We start from the raw sequence: 15,995 nt of genomic DNA on the forward strand, positions 1-15,995 counted from the left end.
GGCCACGGTCGTGGGCGTCTCCACCGGGGTAAATCGCCCCTATGCGTTGATGGCCTCGGTGCTGGGCGCCGGGACCGCATCGGCTGCGCCGGCCATGTGCCGGGCGGCGATCCAGCCGAAGGTGAGTGCCGGCCCGAGCGTGATGCCGCCCCCGGGGTAGTTGCCGCCCATGATGCTCGCCATGTCGTTGCCCGCCGCGTAGAGGCCGGTGATAGGCTGTCCCGCCTCGTCCAGCACCTGCGCGTTCCCGTTGGATCGCAGCCCGGCGAAGGTGCCGAGGTCGCCCACGACCACCTCGACCGCGTAGAACGGCCCCTTCGCGATCGGCGCCAGGCAGGGGTTGGGCTGGAACTCGGGATCACCGTTGAAGCGGTTGTAGGCGGTGGAGCCCTTGCCGAAGGCGCGGTCCTCGCCGCCCTCGATGTCGCGGTTCCACTCCGCCACCGTCGCCTCCAGCCCTGCCGCGTCGATGCCGGCGTTGCGCGCCAGCTCCGCGATCGTTCGGCCGGTCTTGAGATAGCCGGAGCGAATGTTGGGCCCGACAGGGACGGGGAAGGGCTTCACGAAGCCCAGGCCGAAGCGGCGCAGGAAGGGCTGGTCCACCACCAGGAAGGCGCGCGCCCCCTCCCCCGGCCCCGTGCTGGCGAAAAGGGCCTGGATGAAGTCGTGGTAAGAGTTCGCCTCGTTCACGAAGCGCCGGCCATTCGGCAGAACGGCGATGAGGCCGGGCTTCGCGCGGTCGATGAAGTGGGGGAACACGCCCCAGCCACCATCCTTCCGCGGCACGCGGGAAACGGGCACCCAGGCCGCGGCATTGGGGTAGCCCTGCTCCACCACGGCGCCTGCCCCCTCCCCCAGGCGCAAGCCATCGCCGGTGTTGCCGGCAGGTGCCGGCGAGTAGTGGCCGGTGTTGTCGCGGTCGTGCGGGAACATGGCGCGGCGGCGCTCCTTGTCCTGCGGGAAGCCGCCGGCGGCGAGGACCACGCCGCGCCGGGTGCGGACGCGGATCTCCCCGCCCTCGTGCCGCACCACCGCGCCGCGCACCGCGCCGCCCTCCCGCTCCAGCCGGATGGCCGGGGAATCCGTCCAGACCTGCACGCCGCGGTCCAGCGCGCTGCGGAACAGCCGGGCGGCCAGGGCGTTGCCGTTGGTCAGCAGCATGCCCCGCCCGTTCAGGAGCAGGTCGCGCGCGTGGGAGGTGAGGCGGCCCGCGACGTAGGCGGCCGAGGCGACGGAGCGAGTGGCGTTGAAGAAGTGCTTCAGCTCCGGGCCGGAGCCTACCATGAGCCCGACGAAGGTCAGCTCCGGCAGGGGCGGGCGCAGGCGCTTCAGCTCCTTCCCCAGCCCCTGGGCGCGGTAGGGCTGCGCCTTGATGGAGCGCCCGCCGGAGCGGCCGCCTGGCGCTGTGGGATGGTAGTCCGAGAAGGCGGAAGCGGGCTCGAACTTCAGTTCCGTCTCGCGGTCGAAGAAGTCCACCGCCTCTGGCCCGGCCGCGAGGAAGGCGTCCACCGCGTCGGCGTTGAAGTGGTTCCCCGCCTCGTGCCGCAGATAGGTGCGGGCGTCCTCGGCACTGTCCTCAATGCCGTCGCGGCGGGAAACCGGGTTGTTCGGCACCCAGAGGAAGCCGCCGGAGACGGCGGTGGTGCCGCCGACATAGGGCTCCTTCTCCGCCACGATCACCGAGAAGCCGCGGGCAGCAGCCGCCACCGCCGCCGAGAGGCCGCCCGCGCCGGAGCCGACCACCAGCACGTCGCATTCCACCGTGTCGGTCATGCCGTTTCCCTTTGTTCCCGATGGACGCCCCGCGCCACGGCCTGCCGGCGCGCGCGCAGGGTCTCGCCCATCTGTTGTTCACGCTTCGCCAGCCAGACGCCGTGGCGTTCCGGCCAGTCCGCGTAGTCGTCCTCGATACCAAGCTGCTCCGCCGCCCGGCGCGGCCAGTAGGGGTCGCGCAGCGCCTCTCGCGCGATGGCCACCAGATCGGCCTGGCCCGCCCGTAGGATCGCCTCGGCCTGGGGGCCGTCCAGGATCATGCCGACGGCCTGGGTGGTGATCTCCGCGCCGCGGCGGATCGCCTCGGCGAAGCCGGTCTGAAAGCCGGGGCCGCGGGGCACCGTGATGCGCCTCGTCTCCTCCGTCAGCCCGCCGGAGGAGACGTCGATCACATCCACGCCGGCATCCTTCAGCGCCCGCGCGAAGAGGACGGAATCCTCGATTTCCCAGCCGCCCTCCGCGCCGTCCACGGCGGAGATCCGGCAGAAGAGCGGCTTCCCCGCCGGCCATTCGGCGCGCACGCGGGCGGCGATCTCCAGCGGCAGCCGCATCCTACCCTCTAGCCCTCCGCCATAGGCATCGCTGCGGCGGTTGGAGAGGGGCGAGAGGAAGCTGGCGGCGAGGTAGCCGTGGCCGAAGTGCAGTTCCACCACGTCGAAATCCGCCGCTGCGGCCCGGCGGGCGGCGGCGGCGAAATCTTCCGCCACGCGGGAGATGGTGGCCCCGTCCATCGCCTCCGGCACACTCCATTCCGGCCCGGCGGCGATGGCGCTGGGGCCGATGCGCGGCCAGCCCTGCGCGGCCAGTTCATTCGCCGTGAAGGCGCGCCCGCCGTGCCACAACGGCTGGCTGCCCGCCTTGCGGCCGGCATGGGCCAGTTGCACGCCGATGGCCGATCCCTGGCCGTGGACGAAATCCACCACCCGCCGCAGCGGCGCGACCTGCGCATCGGCCCAGAGGCCGAGATCGGCGGTCCCGATCCGCCCTTCCGGCGAGACGGCTGTGCTCTCCGTCAGGATCAGCCCCGCGCCGCCGAGCGCGAATTTCCCGAGATGGACGAGGTGCCAGTCCGTGGCGAGGCCATCCTCGCCGGCGTGCTGGCACATGGGGGAGATGACGATGCGGTTCCGCAGCCGCAGCCCGCGGATCTCGATGGGGGAGAGAAGGAGGGGCCAATCCGCCATCACACCACCCTGCGGACCTCGACCAGGAAGGTCGTGATCTCCGCGATGAAGTCCAGCGCGTGGCGCTGCGACACTTCCGCGGCGGGGGAGGAGAAGGCGGCCTTCAGGTCGTCGACGCTGCGGAACCACATCTCCACCACGCCATCCACCGGCAGGGCATCGTAATCCGTGCTCCCACCTGCCTGGCGCGCGACCACGAGGTTCTGCGTGTAGCCGGCGAGGGCGGGGAAGCGGCCCACCGCCTGGGCGTGGAAGCCGAACCATTCCTCACGGAAGCGCTCCGCGCTGATGTCCGGGCGGCGGCGCAGCAGGGACATGCGCTTCACCAATGGCCCATCGGCCACCGGCACCACCGGGTTGGGTTCCGTTACCAGGATGCCGCGCAGCACGGCGAAGCGGTCATTGTCCGGCCCAATCGGGGCCATGTCAGGCGAGGCGGCGGCCGTGCCCATCGCGGCGCGGCTGTCGAAGGTCAGGTGGGAGATGCCGTCCAGCGCCCAGGCGCCTCGCGCGTGGTCGATGGCGAGCTGGGAGCGGTCGGTGACCAGGTTCTGCTCGTAGCGCCGCAGCCCCGGGAGGCGCGCGGCGAGCGGACCGTGGACGTCGCGCCAGTAGCGGCTGAATTCCGCTGGCGGGACATCCGGCCGCCGTTCCAGCAAGCCCATGCGGACGATCATGGCCGTCAGACCGCCAGGTAGCCGCCATCGACCACCAGCGTGCTGCCGGTGACGTAGCTGGACATGTCGGAGGCGAGGAAGACAACGGGCCCGACCAGCTCCTCCGGCTCCCCGTAGCGGCGCATGGGGATGCGGGCGAGGAAGCGGTCGGATCGTTCGGGGTTGAGGCGCGTGGCCTCCGTCATGCGGGTGGCGAAGGTGCCGGGCGCGATGGCGTTCACCCGCACCCCGTCCGGCGCGAGTTCCTGCGCCAGGGCCTGTGTCAGGGCGCGGACCCCTGCCTTGGAGACGGGGTAGCTGACCGAGGTATTGGTGGAGACGAAGGAGGCGATGGAGGCGATGTTGACCACCCTCCCCCGGCTGCGCCGCAGCGCCGGCAGGAAGGCGCGGGTGACGTTCATCGTGCCGCGCAGGTTGATATCCATGGCGGCGTCCCAGGCGCGGTCCAGCGCATCGTCATCAACCGAGTGGCGCGGGCAGACGCCAGCATTATTCACCAGCACGGAGAGGTCGCCCATCTCCGCTTCCAGTTGCGCCGCCAAGGTGCGGCAGCCCTCCAGGTCCGTGACATCCAGAGAATAGGCCGTTGCCTGCCCACCCGCCTGCTGGATGCGCGCGGCGGTCCCGCCCGCCATCGCGGCGTCTATGTCCGTCACGGCCACGCGCGCGCCCTGTTGCGCCAGGCCGAGTGCCATGGCCGCGCCATTGCCTTGGCCGGCCCCGGTGACGAGCGCGATCTGTCCTGGAAGCAGCATGCCGGGCGTCCCTTCCCTGCCGCAGCGCGCCCAAGGCGCGCGCAGGCTGGCCCCTCATCGCGGGGGCTCTTCCGAAAAGGGACCACGCGGCGAAACCATTCGCAAGGGACAAAATATCTCCGCCAAGCCGTTTTGTTCATTGCAGATCACTTCGGCGGCACTTAGCCTCCTGCTCAATGCCGGGCGCCAAGACCGGGCAATGGGTTCGGGAGAGGACGGGTCGCTATGGCGCGGTCCGGCCAGTGTTCGTCCTCTCTTCCGAGAGCTCCGCCCCCAAAGGGGCCAAGAGAGGCAAGGGAAGAGGAAACGATGACGCGATACCAACCCACCCGCCGGGATCTCGGGCGTGGCGCGCTCGGCGCACTGCTGGCTGCGCCCGCGCTGAGCGGCCGCGCCCTGGCGCAGGGCCAGCCGATCAAGCTGGGCTTCAACGGCGACCTTGCCGCCTCGCCCTCTGCCCAGTCCGGTCGCGCCGCCGTGGTGGGCATCGAGGCCGCGATCGAGGACGTGAACAAGGAGGGAGGCGTGCTCGGCCGCCCGCTCTCGCTCACCATCCGCGACGACCTCTCGCAGCCGCCGAAGTCGATCCAGAACATGAGCGACCTGATCGACAACGAGCGGGTGGTGGCGGTGCTCGGCCCGACGAATTCCGGCAATGCGCTGGCCTGGCGGCACATCCCCAACCAGAAACGCATCCCCGTGATGGGCTGCATCGGATCGGCAACCGACATCACCAAGCCGATGCGGGAAGGCGCGGACAACTACATGTTCCGCGTGGGCAGCGTGGACCGCACCCAGGTCGTGACCATCATGGGCTACGCGAAGAAGAGCCCGCGCACCGGCAAGATCGGCTTCCTGACGGAGACGACCGGCTACGGCCAGGGCGGGCTGAAGGACCTGCAGGAGGTAGCCACGGCCCAGGGCATGACGGCGGTGGCGAACGAGAAGTTCAACGTCAACGACACGGACATGACCTCCCAGCTCGCCAAGCTGCGGGCGGCGGGGGTGGAGACGGCGCTGGTCTGGGCGCAGGGCACGCCGATCGGCCAGCTCATGCGCAGCATGGAGAAGATCAACTACTTCCCGATCGTGCTGACGAGCTGGGCGGCGGACAACCTCAGCTTCATCAACGCCGCCGGCCCGCATCTGGCCGAGAAGCCGATCTTCCTCCGAACGGTGTCGGAGGACCGCACGCCCCAACAGCAGGCCTTCTTCGCCCGCATTCGCCCGAGAATCGACGCGGATTCCGCCTTCTCCTTCGCCGTGCACGGCTATGACGGCACGATGCTCCTGGCCCGCGCCATTGGGCAGGCCGGGCGCACGGACGGGCCCGCGGTGAAGGAGGCGCTGGAGGATCTGCGCGGCACACTGCAGGGCTACGCCAAGATCTACGAGAAGCCCTTCAGCAAGACCGAGCACGACGCGCTTGGCGCCGCGGACCAGCGCTGGACGTGCTGGCGGGAGGCCAAGCTGGCCGCCTACTCGGACGACGTGGTCCGAGGCCTGCGGCCCGAGGACTTCAAGGGCTGACCGGCCAACCGGCCCCGCATGGGGCGGGGCCGGACCTTTCACCGGCCAGGAGGAGCGCGCCCGTGCTGGAGACCATGCTGCAGGCCCTGGTGAGCGGGCTGGCGATCGGGGGTGTTTATGCCCTGATCGCGCTCAGCTTCAGCATCACCTTCACGACCACCCGCACGCTGAACTTCGCCCAGGGCGAGTTCATCGGCGTGGGCGCCTTCCTCGGCGTGACGGTGCTCTATGCCCTGTCCTCGGGTGGGGAGGGCGGCAGCTTCGCCGCCCTCTCATCCGCCGCCTCGGCAGGATTCCGTTACCCCGTCGCGGCGATCGCCGTGGGGGCGGCGCTCGGCACCCTCGGGCTGCTGCTGTTCCTGGCGGCGGTCCGTCCCTTCGCGGGGAAGCCCGGCATGTCCTGGGTTATGAGCACGATCGGCTTCGGCATCATCCTCCAGTCCCTCGGCCTCGCCGTCTGGGGCCCGGCGCCGGTGAACATGCCCTCCCCCTTCGGCGACGACGTGATCCGCCTGGGCGGCGCCGGCGTCCGGCCGCAGGAAATGGCGGTGCTGGCCGTCGCCGTGCTGCTGATGCTCGGCTTCGACCTCGTCATGCGCCGCACGCGGCTGGGCAAGGCGATGCGGGCCGTGGCGTATGATCCGAACGTGGCGGCGCTGATGGGCATCAATGTCACGGCCATCATGCTCGGCGCCTTTGCCATGTCGTCGGCGCTGGCCGGGGTCGGCGGCGTGTTGGTGGCGCCCATCGCCTCTGCCTCCCTCTTTATGGGGGTGGGCATCGCGCTGAAGGCCTTCTCGGGCGCCATCCTCGGGGGCCTGGACAACCCGCGCGGCTGCATTTTCGGCGGCTTCGCCCTCGGCCTCATGGAATCCGGCGTCGCGCTCTGGCAGGCCCAGTGGCGCGAGATCGCGGTCTTCCTCCTCATCATCCTCGTCCTGGCCATCCGCCCCAACGGGCTGTTCGGCCGGCGCGCGCTGGACAAGGTGTGACGCGCATGCGCCATGCTCTCATTGCCGTCCTCGTCGCGGGCGTTGCGGCAATCGTCGCCGGGGTCGTCACGAACGACTTCTATCTCCGCATCCTCTTCAACATCGGCATCTACTTCCTCTGCGCCTCTGGGATGAACGTGCTGCTGGGCTTTGCCGGGCAGAAGTCGCTCGGCCAGGCCGGGCTCTTTGCCGCAGGCGCCTATGGCGCTGCGCTGCTCACCACCTCCGCCTGGGATCTCGGGCCATGGACGGCGCTGGTCCTCTCCACCGTCATCGCGGCGCTCTGTGGCGTGCTGATCGCGGCGCCGTCCCTCCGCGTGCGCGGCCCCAGCCTGGCGATGGTGACGCTCGCCTTCGGCATCGTGGTAGAGAAGGTCGTGACGGAAGCCGAGGTGTTCGGCGGCGCCATGGGCATCTACGCCATCAAGCCCCTCACCTTTGCCGGCGAGCCGCTGGACATGACGGGGTGGGTCTGGCTGGTGATCGCGCTCGGCCTTGTCCTGCACCTGCTGCTGCGGAACCTGCTCACGGGGCGCTACGGCCGCGCCTTCCTTTCCCTGCAGGCGGACGAGGTGGCGTCAGGGGCCGTCGGCGTCGCGGTACATCGCTACAAGGTGCTGGCCTTCGTGATCGCGGCCGCAAGCTGCGGGCTGGCCGGGGCGCTGGTTGCGCAGCAGAACCAGTATATCAACTCCGACTTTATCACCTTCAATCTCTCGATCTTCATTCTGCTGCTCGTCCTTTTCGGCGGTGCGGGATCGCTGGCCGGGCCCGTCCTCGGCGCCGTGACGCTGACGGTGATCAGCGCCATGGTGGCGCGCTGGGCCTGGATCGAGCACTTCGTCCAGGGCGCCCTTCTCCTCTTCGCCCTCTACGTCATGCCCAAAGGCTTGGCCGGCGTACTGGGCGGCCTGTTCCGCGCGCGGCGCGATGCCGCGCCGCGGCGGGCGGAAGCGCCGGCCGCGGATGCGCGCCTGCCGCTGCGCGAGGCGCCGGCGATGGCAGGGCCGCTGCTCTCGGCCGAGGGCCTGAACAAAGCCTATGGCGGCGTGCGCCCGGCGCGCGACGTGTCCGCGTGTCTCACCCCCGGCGATATCCACGCGCTGATCGGCCCCAACGGCGCGGGGAAGAGCACGCTGATCAACATGCTCTCCGGCGTGGTGCGGCCCGATTCCGGGCGCACTCTCTTCCGGGGAGAGGCTCTGGGCCGGGCGGCGCCGCACGCGGTCTGCCGGCGTGGCATCGCGCGCACCTTCCAAAACCTGCGGCTGTTCCGGGACCTCTCCGTGCGGGACAACGTGCTGCTCGGCCAGCACGCGCGGATGCGGAACGGCTTTCTCTCGTCCCTCCTCGGGCTGCCGCTCGCCTGGCGGGAGGAGCGGGCGGCCGAGGCGCGGGTGGCGGAGATCCTGCGCTTCCTCGGGCTGTCCGGGCTCGCGGACCAGCCCGCCGGCGCCTTGCCCTACGGCCTGCAGCGCCGCGTGGAGCTGGCCCGCGCCCTGGCGACGGAGCCGCACCTCCTGTTGCTGGACGAGCCCGCGGCGGGGCTGAACCCGCAGGAGACGGCGGAGCTGGGCCAGATCCTCCTCCGCATCCGCGATCAGGGCGTCACCATGCTGCTGGTGGAGCACCACATGGATCTCGTCATGGCCATTTCCGACCATGTGATCGTGCTGGACTACGGCGCGGTCATCGCGGAGGGCGCGCCGGCCGTGGTGCAGGCCGACCCCCGAGTCATGGCCGCCTATCTCGGAACTGATGAGGTGGAGCCCGAGGAGGAGGCCGAGGGCCGAGTGGCGGTGAGGGCGTGAGCGCGATGCTGGAGGTGGAAGGTGCCTGCATCGGCTACGGGCCGATCCAGGCGGTCAGCGACGTCTCGATCCGCGTGGAGAGGGGGCAGGTGGTCGCCATCGTCGGCGCCAACGGCGCGGGCAAGACGACGCTGATGAAGGCCGTCGCTGGGCTGCTGCCCTTATCCGCCGGGCGGGTCCTTTTCGAGGGGCGGGAGATCACGGCAATGCCGCCGCACCGCCGGGTGGGCGTTGGCATCGCCCTCTCGCCGGAGGGGCGCCAAGTTTTTCCGGACCAGAGCGTGCGCGACAACCTCGAACTCGGTGGCTGGTCGCGCGACCTCTCCCCTTCCGCAATGGAGGCCGCGATCGAGGCGCAGTACGCCCTGTTTCCCCGGCTGCGCGAGCGACAGGACCAGATGGCCGTCACCCTCTCCGGTGGGGAGCAGCAGATGCTCGCCATCGCCCGCGCCCTGATGGGCGAACCGCGCCTGCTGCTTTTGGACGAGCCCTCGCTTGGCCTGGCGCCGCTCGTGATCCGGGAGATCTTCGGCATCATCCGGGATCTGCGCGCGCGCGGTATCACCGTGCTGCTGGTTGAGCAGATGGCGAACCTGGCGCTCGGCGTCGCGGACCAAGCCTATGTGCTGGAGACCGGCCGCGTCACCCTGTCCGGGACCGGCGCAGCGCTTCTGCAGCATCCGCAGGTGCGCGCGGCCTACCTCGGCGCGGGACATTGACCGGGGCCGCGCGCTCCGGATTCTGGTAACCCAGTTCGGAGGAGAGGCGGCGCGAGAGGGCGAGCACGGCGACCGCCTGCGCGCTCTCCGGCCCGCAATCCAGCGTGCCCTCGTTGCCGATCGCCGTGATCGCCAGCTGCATTTGCCCGGTATGGTCGAAGACCGGTGCACTGATGGCGTTGATCCCGGGCACCGGTACGCCCTCTGTCGTGGAGTAGCCGAGGGCGCGGATGGCGGCGATGTCGCGCTCCAGCCGCGCCTCCGACGTAGCGCGGCCGACCTTCCGCTCGGCCCCGCCCGTGCCGCGCAGTTCTTCCTCCAGCAACGGGCGGATCTGGGCGGCGGGCATGAAGGCCGCGAAGAGCTGGCCGGTCGCCGTGCCGGTGATGGTGTAAACGGATCCTGCCCGCAGGTTCACGTGGATGGCGCGGCTGGATTCCTGCACCTGGATGATGGTGGGACCGTGAGTGCCCCAGACGGCGATGGTGACCATCAGCCCCATCTCCGCCGCGAACTCAGCCGCGGCCTTGCTGGCCATGTGCAGCGGATCGGCGCTGCGCATGCGGACCAGCCCGATTTCCAGTGCAAAGGGGCCGAGCGCGTAGCGCCCGCTCACCTCGTCCTGCTCGACCAAGCCGATCTTGCGGAAGCTGAGGAGATAGGCGTGCGCCTGGGCCGGGGTGAGTCCCGCAGCCCCGGCCAAGTCGCGCAGCATGGCGGGCTGGCCGACACCCACCAGCGCGCGCAGCAGCCGGCCGCCGACCTCGATGGACTGAACGCCCCGCCCTTCCACCATCGCCTGACCTCCATGTCCGGGAAGAACCGACCGTCCGGCGCCTGCGACCGCATGGCCCAACTCTGCCCGGCGGATCCTGGGCACCGTCGGAACCCGGCTGGCTGAGATCGGCCGCCTTACGCGATTCTCACGCTCCAGGCGAGTACCGTGGCGCCGGCGTTGCTGGGCGCGCCCGGCACTGGCCAATGCCTGCAACACGCGACGATCAGCAGGACGCGCCGGCTCGCAAGGTTCAGGAAAAACCGGTCGCACCGGGACAATACGGGTTAGCACGGCCGTTCACGTCGAAGCTGCGGCTTGGATTGCATTCTCCTCCACGCGAGGCGCCGTGCACGGCGGTCTCTTTACCGCTAGGGCGGTAAGGCCAGGGCGGTAAGACAGACTCGCGCGGCGGTGATGATGCGCTGAGGCACTTCATGGCTGGACACGGGAATCAAGAGGAATCAGGGTGGTAGGCCCCTTCCCTATCCCCGGGTGCCAGCCTGCAACGACCTCTCCGCTCCCATCAGCGCCAGCTCGCGGCCGTGGTCCAGGCGATCGCGGCCGGCGAGACGGAGGCGCGCGACATCCTCGCCGCCGTCACGCCGGGCGGGGGCAAGTCGCTCCTGCCCGTGCTCGCCGCCTCGGCCCTGATCGCCTCCGGCCATGTCGAGCGCATCTGCTGGATCGTGCCGCGCGACAGCCTGCGGCTGCAGGCCGAGGAGGCCTTCGCGGACCCGGCCTGGCGCGTGGCGCTTGGCCATTCCCTCGGCGTTCGTGCCGCCGACAACGCGCCCGATCCCTGCCGCGGGCTGGCGGGCTATGTCACCACCTACCAGGCCGTTGCCGCGGCGCCGGATCTGCACCTGGCCGAGTTCCGGCGCCACCGCACGCTCCTCGTCATCGACGAGATGCACCACCTGCCCTCCCTCGCAGAGACCGATCCGGTCGCCGCCGCCCAGGCCGAGGCGGCGGGCGAGGACCAGGCGAGCGCCTGGTCGCGCGCCATCCTGCCGCTGCTCGAGACCTCGGCCGTGCGGCTGCTGCTCTCGGGCACGTTGGAGCGCGCGGATGGGCGCGGCATCCTCTGGCTGCCCTACCGCCGCGGGCCGCGGGCGCGCACGCGAGAGGTGGAGCTCGACGCCGAGGGCTGGGCGGTGGTCGGCTACTCCCGCGCCCAGGCCCTGGCCGAGAAGGCGGTGCTGCCCGTGACCTTCGGCGCGCTGGACGGCGAGGCGAGCTGGCGCGAGGAGGAGGTGGAGGTCGGGCCGCACCGCCTCTCCGCCCCCTTCCCGTCCGAGACCACCCGCCCTGCCCTCTTCACGGCGCTCCGCACCGGCTTCGCGGAAGCCTTGCTGCGCGAGGCATTCGTCGCAATCCGCGACCTGCGCGCCAGGCGCCGCGAGGCGCGCGGCCTGCCGGTCGGCGCCACTGCCCGGGGGTTGGGCAAGCTGCTGGTGGTGGCGCCCGATCAGAGCGCGGCGAAGCACTACCTTGAGGTCCTTCGCCGCTGGATCCCCGCCGCTCAGGCCGAGGATGTTGCCCAGCTCGCCACCTCCGACACGCCCCGCGCGCACGAGGTGCTCGCCGCCTTTCGGCTGCGGCCCGAGCCTTCGGTCCTCGTCACCGTTGCCATGGCCTATGAGGGGCTGGACGCGCCGGAGGTCGCTGTCGTCGCCGCGCTGACCCACATCCGCTCGCGCCCCTGGCTGGAGCAGATGGTGGCGCGCGCCACGCGTGTGGACCCGCATGCCGGTGGGTACGAGGCGCAGCGCGCGCTGGTGTTCCACCCCGACGACCCCTTGTTCGGAGGGTTTCGGCGCAGGATGGAAACGGAGCAGGGAACCCTCGCCCGGCGTCCGAAGGAGGTGCGGCGCCAGCCCCCCCTCCCCCTCTGGCTGCTGGATCAGCTGCCGCCGGCGAAGGAGGGCATCACCCCCCTCTCCTCCAACGCGCTCGCCATGCGCTTCGACACGCTCCGGCCCGGGCCGGAACTGGCGATGCATCGTCCCGAGAACGAGGAGGTGCAAGGGGAGATGCTGGAGGTGCCGTCCGCTGCGGAGCGCCGTCTGCGGACGCGCCTTGGAGAGATGGTCGCGATCCAGGCGGTGGAGGACGAGGCGGGCCGGGCGGGTCCGCGGGCCGGCGTCGCGGGCCCTGGACTCTACCACCGCTACAACGCGTGCCTGAAGCGCGTGATGGGCGACAAGAGTCGGGCGCAGATGACTCTGGCCGAGCTCCAGGCCGCGATCGGCTGGTTGGAGCGCAACCGGCTGCAGGATCACCTGCACTTGCTGGACGACGATCCGCGCTACGCCTGGTCCGTCCGCAAGCGAGGGGAGTGGAAGCCGCCGATCGGCAGGCCGGATCGTCGGTCGGAGGCTCCAGGGAGGGGGATGGGCTGATGCCTTGCCGTCCCGACCGCCATCGCCGTCAACGGCTTGGAGAGCCCTCGGCCCGGGGCCTCTACGCGGGTGCGGACTCTACCGACCGAAGCAATGAGCCTATTCTAGGAAGGCCCCGTCCCCCCGGGGCGGTGTAGGACGCTTCTTTCTCTCCTCTGTCCGATGCTGTGGGAGGTTGTCCCCCGCCCGTCGGGGATGGACGCCCGTTCCATGTGAATTGCCAGGGGAGCGGGTGAGGACTCTACCGACCAGCAGCCCTGGCGCGCCGTTCGGGGGTGTGGACTCTACCGACCAGGATCCGGCGCTACACCGTTGCCGGGGCCAGTGGCCCTGGTGGTGAGCCGCTTGTAGCGGCCAGAAGGCTGGTTGCTTGATCTGCGGGAAGGGGGTCCTGCCTAAGTCAGGCAGCCCAGGTACTCTGGCCCGGCACGGCGCTGCTGGGTCTGGGAGGCGTACCCTCGAGGGTAGGGACTCTACCGACCTCGGGTTTCCGACTTCCCCAGTAACATTCTGGGATTGCCCGCTGTGTGGTGCGGGTGCAGCCCTGGCGGATCAGGGCTTTGCCAACTTTGAGTTCGGTTGCCCGAAGGTGCCTGTTTTACTGCGCGGCCGGCCGTGGGGCGTTGGTGAGGACTCTACCGACCGAGGTGGGCCGGGCCGCGACGGGGGGATGGGAGGGGTGAAGGACCACCCCTTCGTCCCGAACCTCCACCTTCGCGGCGGGGTAGACCGCCATCGCCAGCGCCAGGTTGTCCTGGAACGGGGCCTTGAAGTGCTTGAGCTGGCGGAAACCTGTGCCGAACTGCGCCTTGAGCGCCGCCCATGTCACTGCCCGCGGTTTGTCCAGGACATGGAGCCGGTAGGCCAGCCACAGATAGACGTCGAGGGCCATGGAATGGGCGTTGATGGCCCGGATCGCGGCTTCCTCGAGCGGAACCGGGTGTTTCTGCAGTTCTGCGAAAAAGCTTTCCGAGAGCCTTGCGCGGTCCAGGAAAAGCGTGCCCTGGCGCTCCTCGTCTTCCCCGTCCAGGAACAGCGCGGAGTCCACGATGTTCTGGTTCACGAGACCGGACCGCCCGCGTCCCGTCATGTTGAAGGTGAGACGGCAGCGGGAGATGCGCTCAGCCTGGTCCTTTACGTCCCGCATGGATTTTCCGCCGGGCGAGATACCCATGCGGGTAAGCCAGGCACGCAGCGAGCCTCCAAGTTCGACCTCGCGCGAGCCTGTGCGCAGCGCCTCGGTCTGAAGGTAGAGCATGATGAGACGCGCCCTGGATCCATAGGGAACGCCAACCCATTGGGGTGCCGCGTCCCGGACCGGACGCCGGCCCGGCTCCACCATGAGGATCATCCGGTCGGTCTGGAGCTGCCAGGTCGCGTCTTCCGCAAGGCGCTTGTGAGGCAGTGCGGCTTGCGCCCAGCCGCTATAGGCGAAGCCGAGCCCATTCTCCTCATCCGCCAGGTACTCGGCCGCGGCCTCGACCACCCGCCGATCCACGTCGAGGTCGAGCACTGCGCGCTTCCCGCGCTCCTGGAGCAGATCGTGCAAGGTGCCCATGGGCCAGCCCTCCATAACCAATGCTTCAAGCACGGATTGTCACAGGAAGTCCCCGCGGACTGTACCGACCGAGCTACTAGGGAAGGGTATTAGAAAGGCTAACTATTAGTTTGGTCGCCAGAGTCCTCGGGAAAACCTTGGCGACTCGTTGATTCATGGTGCGGTGCGGTCGGTAGAGTCCCTGCCATGGTCGGTGGAGTCCGCGCGCTTGCTGGGGACATCCGGGGCGGGCGGCGTCGCCTATTTGCCATGCGACTCGAGGGCGCGGCGCGAATCGAGGACGGTGCGGGAGAGGCCAGCCGAGAATGGTGCCGCATCGCCATCCGCTGTGATTGATGCGTTCAGGCCCGGGATTGTGGATCCGCGGCCAGGACATTCGGGACCATGCCCAGCAGGGTAACGGCGGCGAGTGACTCGAGTGCGTTGAACTGCAACCAGCAATAGAGGGTTTTGTTCACGGAGACTGGACCCTGTCAGCAGGGTGTAGCGTCGTAAGCCGCACGTGATGAACTCGGACCCGGTGTTGCCGCCGGCGCCAGCCCGGTTCTCCACGCGGACGGTCTGGTCAAGCGATGTGGTCGGGCCCTGCGCGAACAGCCGCGGTGGGAGGTCGTTTATGCCGCCCGGCGCGCACTCCGCGACGGTACGAATTGACTTCTCGGGTACCCGGCTGGCGCACCAGTCACGATGCCAAACAGACCCGCTAAGACGATGCCGAGAAGCCTTCTTCGGCCTATGCCGCGCTCGACCGGCAGATCCGTTGCTGCCACGGTGTTGTCGCCTACCCGTCCTTCTTGGGCGCACTGATCGGCTGCCTTTCGAGGTTCGTGCAGATCAGCCGACCATTTGCAGGCACGAGATGCGTCCGCTTTCACTCCGCGCCTTCAAGGTCCTGGTGCTCGGCGCGGCGGTGAGGGCGGCCGCGGTCATATCGACGAGGTTCTCTACGAAAAGTTCGAGGCTGCAGAGCCGGGTGCCCGCCTTATGCTGCAGCACATTGCCTTGCCAATCCGCCAGCGCCTGAACAGCTTGGCGAACGCAGATCGCAAGCCGCTGATCCAGGACGTCCCGCGGGACCTCTGGTATTGCCGCCCGCAATTCCTTGGTGAGGAGGTGAAGGCTGCTGTCACAGCCCAAGCGCTGAGCGATCGCGGGAAGGTCCAGCTTGCTGCCCGCATAGAGTTGGCCGAGGAAGCAGAGCCAGCCATTCTCCTCGAGTCGGCACGATGCCACCTCTGACATCGGCCTGATCAGGCACTGGGTCAGGCGGTCGGCGCCGCCTCTACAGCCATCCCGAGCGTAGGTCTCAAGCATCTCGTGACGGCGCATATTCACTGGTTGCAGGCGCCATCCGACGATTGCCTCGATCAAGGCGTCTCTCGAGCCGAAGTGGTAGTGCAGCGCGGAAGCGTTCCCCTGCCCTGCAGCGCGGTTGATCTCTCGCATGGACACGGCATCCACGCCGCGCTCCGCAAAAAGCCGCTCAGCGGTTGCGATGAGGTTCTGGCGCGTGTCCATCTGGTGCGAGGATTCTATAGGCCACCATGACCACAGCGAATTCGATCGTTTGAAGCGCTTGAATTAAATTGTCAAGCGACGTGGAAGTGTATGGGACGGGACAGCCACTTGGCTTGGCCCGCCTTTGACGAAATCAGGAGGGGCGGCGCGCGCACCTGGGCCGTTGGGGAGGCGGGCGGCTCTCCATGCAGGATCGGGGCATGACGCTGCCGCTGGTGATGGGCCATGAGATTGCCGGGCGCGTGGCGGCGCTGGGGCCGGAGACGAAGGGCGTTGCGGTCGGCGAGGCGAAGGTTGT

Annotated in this window: 13 protein-coding genes; 6 read left to right on the top strand and 7 right to left on the bottom strand. The window is 69.5% G+C overall.

Annotated elements, in window-relative coordinates; genetic code table 11:
* Window positions 1-39: 39 nt before the first annotated feature.
* Genes NRP21_RS17630 through NRP21_RS17645 form a run of 4 tightly spaced genes read right to left on the bottom strand, consistent with a single transcriptional unit; the run spans window position 40 to window position 4,389 of the window.
* A complete protein-coding gene (locus NRP21_RS17630) occupies window positions 40-1,773 on the bottom strand; it encodes an FAD-dependent oxidoreductase (RefSeq protein ID WP_257717541.1) in 1,734 nt (577 codons plus the stop codon).
* A complete protein-coding gene (locus NRP21_RS17635; RefSeq protein WP_257717542.1) occupies window positions 1,770-2,957 on the bottom strand; it encodes an NADH:flavin oxidoreductase/NADH oxidase in 1,188 nt (395 codons plus the stop codon). The genes NRP21_RS17630 and NRP21_RS17635 overlap by 4 nt, the downstream gene beginning before the upstream one ends.
* Window positions 2,957-3,634 (bottom strand): EthD domain-containing protein, encoded by a 678-nt coding sequence (locus NRP21_RS17640; protein ID WP_257717543.1) that lies wholly within the window; start codon window positions 3,632-3,634, stop codon window positions 2,957-2,959. Before NRP21_RS17640 ends, NRP21_RS17635 begins: the two co-directional genes overlap by 1 nt.
* A 5-nt stretch (window positions 3,635-3,639) precedes the next feature.
* A complete protein-coding gene (locus NRP21_RS17645; protein ID WP_257717544.1) occupies window positions 3,640-4,389 on the bottom strand; it encodes an SDR family NAD(P)-dependent oxidoreductase in 750 nt (249 codons plus the stop codon).
* A 309-nt stretch (window positions 4,390-4,698) separates the two neighbouring features.
* Here NRP21_RS17645 and NRP21_RS17650 point away from each other — a divergent pair, with 309 nt between their 5' ends.
* The 4 genes from NRP21_RS17650 (at window position 4,699) to NRP21_RS17665 (ending at window position 9,441) form a co-directional block, all read left to right on the top strand.
* Window positions 4,699-5,919, top strand: coding sequence for an ABC transporter substrate-binding protein (locus NRP21_RS17650; protein WP_257717545.1), 1,221 nt, complete (start codon window positions 4,699-4,701; stop codon window positions 5,917-5,919).
* A gap of 62 nt (window positions 5,920-5,981) precedes the next feature.
* On the top strand, window positions 5,982-6,911 hold the full coding sequence (locus NRP21_RS17655; RefSeq protein ID WP_257717546.1) for a branched-chain amino acid ABC transporter permease: 930 nt from the start codon (window positions 5,982-5,984) through the stop codon (window positions 6,909-6,911).
* 5 nt (window positions 6,912-6,916) lie between these two features.
* Window positions 6,917-8,722, top strand: coding sequence for a branched-chain amino acid ABC transporter ATP-binding protein/permease (locus NRP21_RS17660; protein WP_257717547.1), 1,806 nt, complete (start codon window positions 6,917-6,919; stop codon window positions 8,720-8,722).
* A gap of 5 nt (window positions 8,723-8,727) precedes the next feature.
* On the top strand, window positions 8,728-9,441 hold the full coding sequence (locus NRP21_RS17665; protein ID WP_456300241.1) for an ABC transporter ATP-binding protein: 714 nt from the start codon (window positions 8,728-8,730) through the stop codon (window positions 9,439-9,441).
* On the opposite strand, the gene NRP21_RS17670 is transcribed toward NRP21_RS17665, so the two are convergent.
* On the bottom strand, window positions 9,365-10,237 hold the full coding sequence (locus NRP21_RS17670; RefSeq protein ID WP_257717549.1) for an IclR family transcriptional regulator: 873 nt from the start codon (window positions 10,235-10,237) through the stop codon (window positions 9,365-9,367). The genes NRP21_RS17665 and NRP21_RS17670 overlap by 77 nt on opposite strands.
* Before the next feature lie 482 nt (window positions 10,238-10,719).
* Here NRP21_RS17670 and NRP21_RS17675 point away from each other — a divergent pair, with 482 nt between their 5' ends.
* Window positions 10,720-12,621 carry a DEAD/DEAH box helicase gene (locus NRP21_RS17675; RefSeq protein WP_257717554.1) on the top strand — a complete coding sequence of 634 codons (1,902 nt, stop codon included), beginning with the start codon at window positions 10,720-10,722 and terminating at the stop codon, window positions 12,619-12,621.
* 598 nt (window positions 12,622-13,219) lie between these two features.
* On the opposite strand, the gene NRP21_RS17680 is transcribed toward NRP21_RS17675, so the two are convergent.
* Entirely contained in the window at window positions 13,220-14,179 is a 960-nt protein-coding gene (locus tag NRP21_RS17680; RefSeq protein WP_257717550.1) for a replication protein RepA, read from the bottom strand.
* An 834-nt stretch (window positions 14,180-15,013) separates the two neighbouring features.
* Window positions 15,014-15,697 (bottom strand): helix-turn-helix domain-containing protein, encoded by a 684-nt coding sequence (locus tag NRP21_RS17685; RefSeq protein WP_257717551.1) that lies wholly within the window; start codon window positions 15,695-15,697, stop codon window positions 15,014-15,016.
* Window positions 15,698-15,897: 200 nt separating this feature from the next.
* Between NRP21_RS17685 and NRP21_RS17690 the strand changes: the two genes are divergently transcribed.
* Window positions 15,898-15,995: alcohol dehydrogenase catalytic domain-containing protein (locus NRP21_RS17690; RefSeq protein ID WP_257717555.1), on the top strand; the 98-nt coding region annotated here is incomplete at its 3' end.

This window comes from Roseomonas populi (assembly GCF_024594815.1).
Classification (GTDB): domain Bacteria; phylum Pseudomonadota; class Alphaproteobacteria; order Acetobacterales; family Acetobacteraceae; genus Roseomonas; species Roseomonas populi.